The sequence below is a fragment of the Chamaesiphon sp. OTE_8_metabat_110 genome, assembly GCF_031382685.1.
Lineage (GTDB): Bacteria > Cyanobacteriota > Cyanobacteriia > Cyanobacteriales > Chamaesiphonaceae > Chamaesiphon.
In genome coordinates this window covers 1-6,596 of the sequence record NZ_JANMZA010000588.1, presented here as the reverse complement: position 1 = coordinate 6,596, position 6,596 = coordinate 1, and the positions used below count along the sequence as shown (strand labels likewise).

Here is a 6,596-nt window from a genome sequence, read left to right as displayed (position 1 = left end):
GCTTTAAGCGATTGGCTAAGTATCCGACAGTAGTTGCAGCTCCTAACACAGTCACCATCTCGACAATGAGCGTCAACTTTCCTGCCATTTCTTTGCTCCGTAATTACCTTCAGCGTAACATGTTAATTCTAGGGGTAAAATCGTCCCTGTTTTTGTCGATCTGATTCATGATTCTCTGCTTCGATGTAGACCATTGCTGGCGTAAATTTACCGTTAGGAAGTGCTTTGGGGACGATTACCGACCGTAGGTTCCACTAACGATCCAAACATCCCTACTTCGGGTAGCAATCAGCGGCGCGAATAAGAGCAAAACTAAACCAATTGCCATCAATCGACCTTGGAACAAATTGTAGTCAGCCGCGATTTGCGCCCAGGAATATCCGAATGCCCAGCGTCCCAAGGCAACCTCGAACGTTACTGTCAGCAACATCCACAGGACTCCCACGCTGATTAGTTGAGCCAAACTGGTGGCTTCGATCCAGCGGATCGAGATTGTCGCGATCGTCAGAATCAGCAGCGATCCGGTAATGAATGAAAGTTGATGTGCCCGCAGATCGCCAAATAGTGGCACTAGCCACAAAGTGCGAATCGTCCCGTTCAGGCTTTCGAGCGCGATAAAAATGAACCAGATGGCCATACTTCTGAGCAATATCATGCTTAACTCTCGTTCGCTAATTGTATCTACTAGATTAGTGGAATTAGATCCGGCAAGGAGCTTTCAGTACTGCTGACAGTACCAGCACGAGGTGCATATCAAGGTTCGCCAAAGATGGCATAATCTTCCAATCGATCGGGTAGCAGTTTGGACGATCGTCAGCCAAACTCGTTGAGTTTGAGAATATCCACCGCATCACTACTACCCCAATATTTTGGGCAGATTCTCTTTTCTGGCTGAATGCTACGTCAATGGAGAATCTTCACCGCTGAAACGGTTAAAACTGCTACGCTTTGAATTTTACCGCGCCGAAGCGAATCTAGATCTTCATTTGGCGCAGCTAACGGAAACGCCTCAACCTGAGTCTGAATCGGAATTTTGGGAGCCAGTGCCAAAAAATCTTCACCATCGCGGCGGGTGAGATTGGCAATCGATCGCAATACCCGTTCGCCCTACAATAGTTCGTAGTGCGTCTTCCGCCATCATTAGTGAGCGATAGCCGATGAGTCCAGCACACAGCAGCGGTGCGGCTTGCAAGTCGGGGTATCCCATGGGAATCGGGAAACAAAATCGGGCATCAGCGACGGCGTATTCAGCGCAACCACCATCAATGCGATCGCCAGTGAATTGCGCTCGATCGCAAAGATTTTCGCGCCCAGATTGGCAATAATGAATAAAATCCTCCCTAATCCGATCGCGATTCTGTTGTCATCTTATGCAAAGAATGTGAAGAACTTGTGACTGTCAAAGATGCTCGATAACCACTTTCAGCTTAGACTGAACCTGTTCTGCCACGTCTTTTAATGCTGGGTTGGCAATTGCTTGCATCGAGGCAATTGGATCTACCGCTGATACCTCCACGCCGTCTGTCTGCTCCTGCACAATTATATTACAAGGCAGCATCGTGCCCACCTTATCTTCAATTTGTAATGCCTGATAAGCAGAATTAGGATGGCAAGCTCCCAAAATTTTGTAGCTGGGCATTTCAACATTCAGCTTCTTTTTCATCGTGGCTCGGACATCAATTTCAGTCAGAATACCAAAGCCCTCTGCTTGTAGATTTGCAGTGACTCAATCGATCGCCTCATCAAATGGAACATGCAAAACTTTACTGAAGTCATAACTCATTTTTAGTCACCTCCAAAAGATATCAAACAATTAATTTTGCTAACAGCAGGTTCCGCGCTAGTCGGTTGCATCGCAGCAACATGTTCGTAGACAAATAACTTGAGATCACATTCCGCTAGTTCGATCGCCTAAAAAATAATCAGATGCAGAATCCTTTCGTATCAGCCTTTCTAGCGATTTAGTCTCTTTTTGGCGCTCGCCGACATATTCTCAATAGTCTTAGCCTATTGAGAATACAATCGCTACGCTCCTATGGCTTCGTTTTAATTATTTTTCGCTCGCTTGGACTAGCGGAATGTGGGCTTGAGATTGGGGTGTGCCTCATAATCAAAGCCCATCGTCAGCCCCAATTCCACTATCTGCTCTGGTGTCAAATACTGTATACCGTGGCTGCTTTCCACGATCGGCAGGAAATTATCGCACTTACCATGTGGGAGCCTATCTTGGCGATGGCTTGCATGAAGGCGCGATTATTTCCGCGATTCGGGTTGCCAAGCTGATTGCAGATACAACGCCAAGTCAGAGAGCCGGGGAGAGTTTTAGCTCGCTAATCGAACTGTAATTTAGTAGATTTTTCAGGATCGATCGCCAACTAGAGAATTAGCCAGAAAACGATTGGTAAGATCGCTTTCTGGAATACTCAAAGATCGATAATTGTGTGATGCAATGTGACAAATCGCGTTGCATAGCATTTTCTCTAGGCTTAATATAGATACACAGGATGTTTATCCCGACCGTATATGCCTAACGCCAATCCGATCCAAAAATTACCAAGTTTGGCATCGCTCGTCGATCGGCAGCCATTAATTGTCACTTCAACTCTACCCTTAGTCAAAGTAATTACCTTAATGAGTCAGGCAAAGGGACAGATCTGTCTATTGCCTAACTCAGATCCAATCGCCAGCGATCGAGTCCTCGAAATTGCCGCCGCCGCACGTCACAGCGCGGTATTAGTTATTGAAAATCGTCGATTAATCGGGATCTTTACCGAACGCGATTTAGTCAAACTTTCTGCTAGTCAAACTGATTTACACAGCGTGCAAGTCGGGGAGGTAATGACCGTAGATCCGATTACCTTGGTGCTGTCGGAGCAGCATACGGTGATGACTGCGCTAGGGATCTTTCAACAGCACAAAATCCGACATTTACCGATTCTCGACGATCTCCAGCAGCTCATCGGGGTGGTTACGCCAGAGCATATTCGCCAAATTTTACAGCCAGTCAATCTATTAAGATTTCGGTCGATCGCTGAAGGGATGACAACAGCAGTAATTCAGGCAACTCCAACGACAACGATTTTGGAGATCGCGCAGATGATGGTCGAACGAGGCATCGGTTCGATCGTGATTATGGATGGAGATGAGCCGCTCCGCCCAGTCGGGATTATCACCGAACGGGATGTTGTCCAGTTTCAGGCGTTTGAACTAGATTTAGACCAATTGTTAGCCGCAGCGGTGATGAGTACTCCGTTGTTTTGTTTGCAGCCCACAGATTCGCTCTGGGCGGCGCAGCAAGTGATGCAAACTAAAAATATTCGACGATTGGTCATAAAAAACGATCGCGGTGAATTAGTGGGTATTCTTACTCAGTCGAATCTATTGCAATTGCTCGATCCGTTAGAAATGCTATGTATAGTCGATAGTTTGCAATCGCAATTGCTAGATCGAGCCGCCGAATTGGAGCAAACTAATCGGGAATTACGATCGGAAGTAGCTAGAAGAGAGCAGGTAGAAGCTGCATTACGTCGAGCTTCCCAAACGTTGGAAGAGCGCGTATTAGCTCGAACTGCTGAATCAGCATTGCTAACTGAAGAACTCCAAATTAAGGTCTCCGAGCAACGATCGTGCAATGTCGCTTTAGAAGCTAGTCAACAGGGAATTTCAGATTTTATTGAGAATGCCTTAATTGGGATGAATTGGGTCGATATTGAGGGTAATATTGTCTGGGTAAACCAGGCTGAACTAAATATGTTTGGCTACGATCGATCTCAATATATCGGTCAACCGCTCATAAATTTTCATATAGACCGAATAAAGTTGACCGATCTTTTGCAGCGAGTATCGAGAAATGAATCGATGCGAGGATGTGAGGCTCAAGTCTGGCGCAAAGATGGCTCGATCTGTGATGTCTCAATCGATGCTCACGCTTTTTTCAAGGATGGCAAATTCATCCATACTCGCTGTTTTACCAGAGATATTACCGACCAAAAACGGGCTGAGACTGTCGCCCACACAACATTAACATCACTCCAATTTCAGAAATATGCCTTAGATCGATCGGCAATAGTTGCCGCTACCGATCGACAGGGGCAGATTATTTATGTCAATGATAAATTCTGTGAAATTTCTCAATATTCAGAGACAGAATTATTAGGTAAAACTCATCAAATTATCAATTCTGGCTACCATCCATCGGAATTTTTTCGAGATTTGTGGGCGGTAATTAGTAGCCGGCAAGTCTGGAGCGGGGAAATTAAAAATCGCGCCAAAGATGGTAGTTTTTACTGGGTAGCCATGACAATCGTTCCCTGTTTAGATGAGCGCGGGCAGCCTTTTCAGTATCTATCGATTCAATTTGATATTACCAGTCGCAAGCAAGCCGAAGAATCGCTGCGAGATAGCGAACGGAAGTTTCGGGCAATTTTCGATAATACCTTCGAGTTTATGGGATTACTCGATCCCGATGGAATTGTGCTCGAAGTCAACCGCACCGCGCTGGATGCGGTCGGGGCGACACTGGATGATGTCAGTGGGCAGCCATTTTGGACGACTCCGTGGTGGACTCATTATCCTGACGTGCAAGTGCAACTGCAACAAGCGATCGTCCAAGCGGCGACAGGTCAACTAATCAGATTTGAAGCCCCCTCTATTTTGGCAGATGGCTCCCATATTATTGTCGATTTTTCCCTCAGTCCGATCTTCGATGACACTGGCAAAGTCGTGATGTTGATTCCAGAAGGGCGAGATATTACCGAGCGCAAAGCCGCCGCCCAAAAAATTCAGGAGCAAGCCGCTTTGCTCGATATTGCGACTGATGCGATTATCGTCCGGGATTTGAATGGTCAGATTCAATTTTGGAACAATGGCGCGACAGCTATCTATGGCTGGCTGGCAACTGAGGCGATCGATCGGACTACCGCCCAACTCTTTTATCCAGATACCCCACCAGAAACAGCGGTCGCAATTGCCTTTAGCAGTGTCTTGGATCGCGGATCGTGGCAAGGTGAGTTACATAAAGTTACCAAAACTGGTAAAGAAGTAATCGTCGAAAGTCGGTGGACGCTGATGCGGGATGAGGCGGGCAATCCGCGCTCGATTCTCAGTGTCGATACTGACATTACTGAGAAAAAATCCCTAGAGCAACAATTCCTTCGCGCTCAACGGCTGGAAAGTCTGGGTAGCCTTGCCAGTGGCATCGCCCACGATTTGAATAATGTGCTCACGCCGATTGTCGGTGCTGCCCAGCTTTTACCGCTAACATTGTCCAATTTGGACGATCGCAGTCGCCGATTATTGAATATGTTGGTAGAGAGTTCCAAGCGCGGTAGTGGTTTAGTGAAGCAAATTCTCACCTTTGCGCGGGGGCTGGATGGCGAACGCGCGGTGCTACAGGTACGGCATATTCTCACAGAAATCATCAGTGTCGCGCGACAAACTTTCCCTAGATCGATTGAGATTGAAGTTAACAATGATATTGAAGATCTATGGCTGGTAAGTATCGATGCGACACAAATTCATCAAGTATTGATGAATCTATTTGTCAATGCGCGAGATGCCATGCCCAACGGTGGCACGATTGCGGCTAGTGCGGAAAACATCGTTATCGATGCAGATTATGCCCAGCTCCAGCTCCAGCCACCACTAGGATCTTATATCCTGATTACTATTGCCGATACTGGCATGGGGATGACTAGAGAAATGCTCGATCGGATCTTCGATCCTTTCTTTACCACCAAAGAGACAGGTACGGGATTAGGCTTGTCAACCGTACAGGGGATCGTCAAAGCGCATGGGGGCGCGATCGAGGTTGAGAGCGAAGTTGGGCGTGGTACTTGTTTTAAAATCTATCTCCCCGCTAACGATCGTCGAGAAGTTGAATCTCCAACCACAGCCGAAGATCTCTACGATGGGCAGGGGCGATTGGTATTAGTTGTCGATGATGAAACCGCAATTCGTGAAATTACCAAAGAATCATTAGAAACGTATAACTACCGCGTCATCTTAGCTAGCGATGGGATCGAAGCGATCGATATATATACCCAAAATCATCATCGTATTGCGATCGTCCTCATCGATATGATGATGCCCCATCTAGACACCCCATCGATAATTCTCGCTCTGCAACAAATTAATCCCGAAGTTCAAATTGTGGTGATGAGCGGCTCCTATCTCAATCTAGCCGCGATCGTCGATAAACAGCAAGTCAGCGCAGTACTAACTAAGCCATTTACCACCGCCGAAATGCTCCAAACATTAGCCGAGATTTAGCTTGAAGAACATCAGTTTCTCCTGTTGGAGCGACTAATACAGTGTTGCCTTGAATAGAAATCCCGCTAATTTTGCCCAATTGTCCGGCAATCATTATCAGCGCGACACCTGCCATATAGCCGACTAGAATTGGCGTCGAGAGCAAGTTTGCGAGAAATCCTAATCTAGCAACACAGGCAACCACACAGATCGCCCCAACCAGCATCGCCAGAGTAGCAGTCAGCACCCCATAATTACTCCCATCCGCCAGCAGCAACGGCGAAATCGCCGCAGCCGTCATCACCGCTGTAGTTGATTCTGGCCCCACTGAGAGTTAGCACGACGAG

At 46.9% G+C, this 6,596-nt stretch carries 3 protein-coding genes and 3 pseudogenes; 2 read left to right on the top strand and 4 right to left on the bottom strand.

Features of this window, described 5'->3' with window-relative positions:
• Nucleotides 1-235: 235 nt before the first annotated feature.
• From RMO52_RS21250 to RMO52_RS21235, 3 genes and pseudogenes are all read right to left on the bottom strand, one after another.
• The gene (locus tag RMO52_RS21250; RefSeq protein ID WP_310418291.1) at nucleotides 236-637 is read right to left on the bottom strand and encodes a hypothetical protein; all 402 of its coding nucleotides are present in this window, start codon (nucleotides 635-637) and stop codon (nucleotides 236-238) included.
• Nucleotides 638-903: 266 nt separating this feature from the next.
• Nucleotides 904-1,324, bottom strand: a pseudogene (locus RMO52_RS24860) (hypothetical protein); the annotation flags it as partial.
• A 75-nt stretch (nucleotides 1,325-1,399) separates the two neighbouring features.
• Nucleotides 1,400-1,783 (bottom strand): annotated as a pseudogene (locus tag RMO52_RS21235) (DUF302 domain-containing protein).
• A gap of 367 nt (nucleotides 1,784-2,150) precedes the next feature.
• On the opposite strand from RMO52_RS21235, the gene RMO52_RS21230 reads away from it, so the two are divergent.
• Together RMO52_RS21230 and RMO52_RS21225 are read left to right on the top strand one after the other, a co-directional pair.
• Nucleotides 2,151-2,345, top strand: a complete 195-nt coding sequence (locus RMO52_RS21230; protein WP_309741639.1) for a hypothetical protein — start codon at nucleotides 2,151-2,153, stop codon at nucleotides 2,343-2,345.
• Between the two features lie 178 nt (nucleotides 2,346-2,523).
• A complete protein-coding gene (locus RMO52_RS21225; protein WP_310418288.1) occupies nucleotides 2,524-6,270 on the top strand; it encodes a PAS domain S-box protein in 3,747 nt (1,248 codons plus the stop codon).
• Between the two features lie 37 nt (nucleotides 6,271-6,307).
• On the opposite strand, the pseudogene RMO52_RS21220 reads toward RMO52_RS21225, so the two are convergent.
• A pseudogene (locus RMO52_RS21220) lies at nucleotides 6,308-6,583 on the bottom strand (SulP family inorganic anion transporter); the annotation flags it as partial.
• Nucleotides 6,584-6,596: the final 13 nt, after the last annotated feature.

Coding starts and splice junctions, on each gene's coding strand:
- RMO52_RS21250 (WP_310418291.1), bottom strand. CDS start 637: ATGGCCATCTGGTTCATTTTTATCGCGCTCGAAAGCCTGAACGGGACG.
- RMO52_RS21225 (WP_310418288.1), top strand. CDS start 2,524: ATGCCTAACGCCAATCCGATCCAAAAATTACCAAGTTTGGCATCGCTC.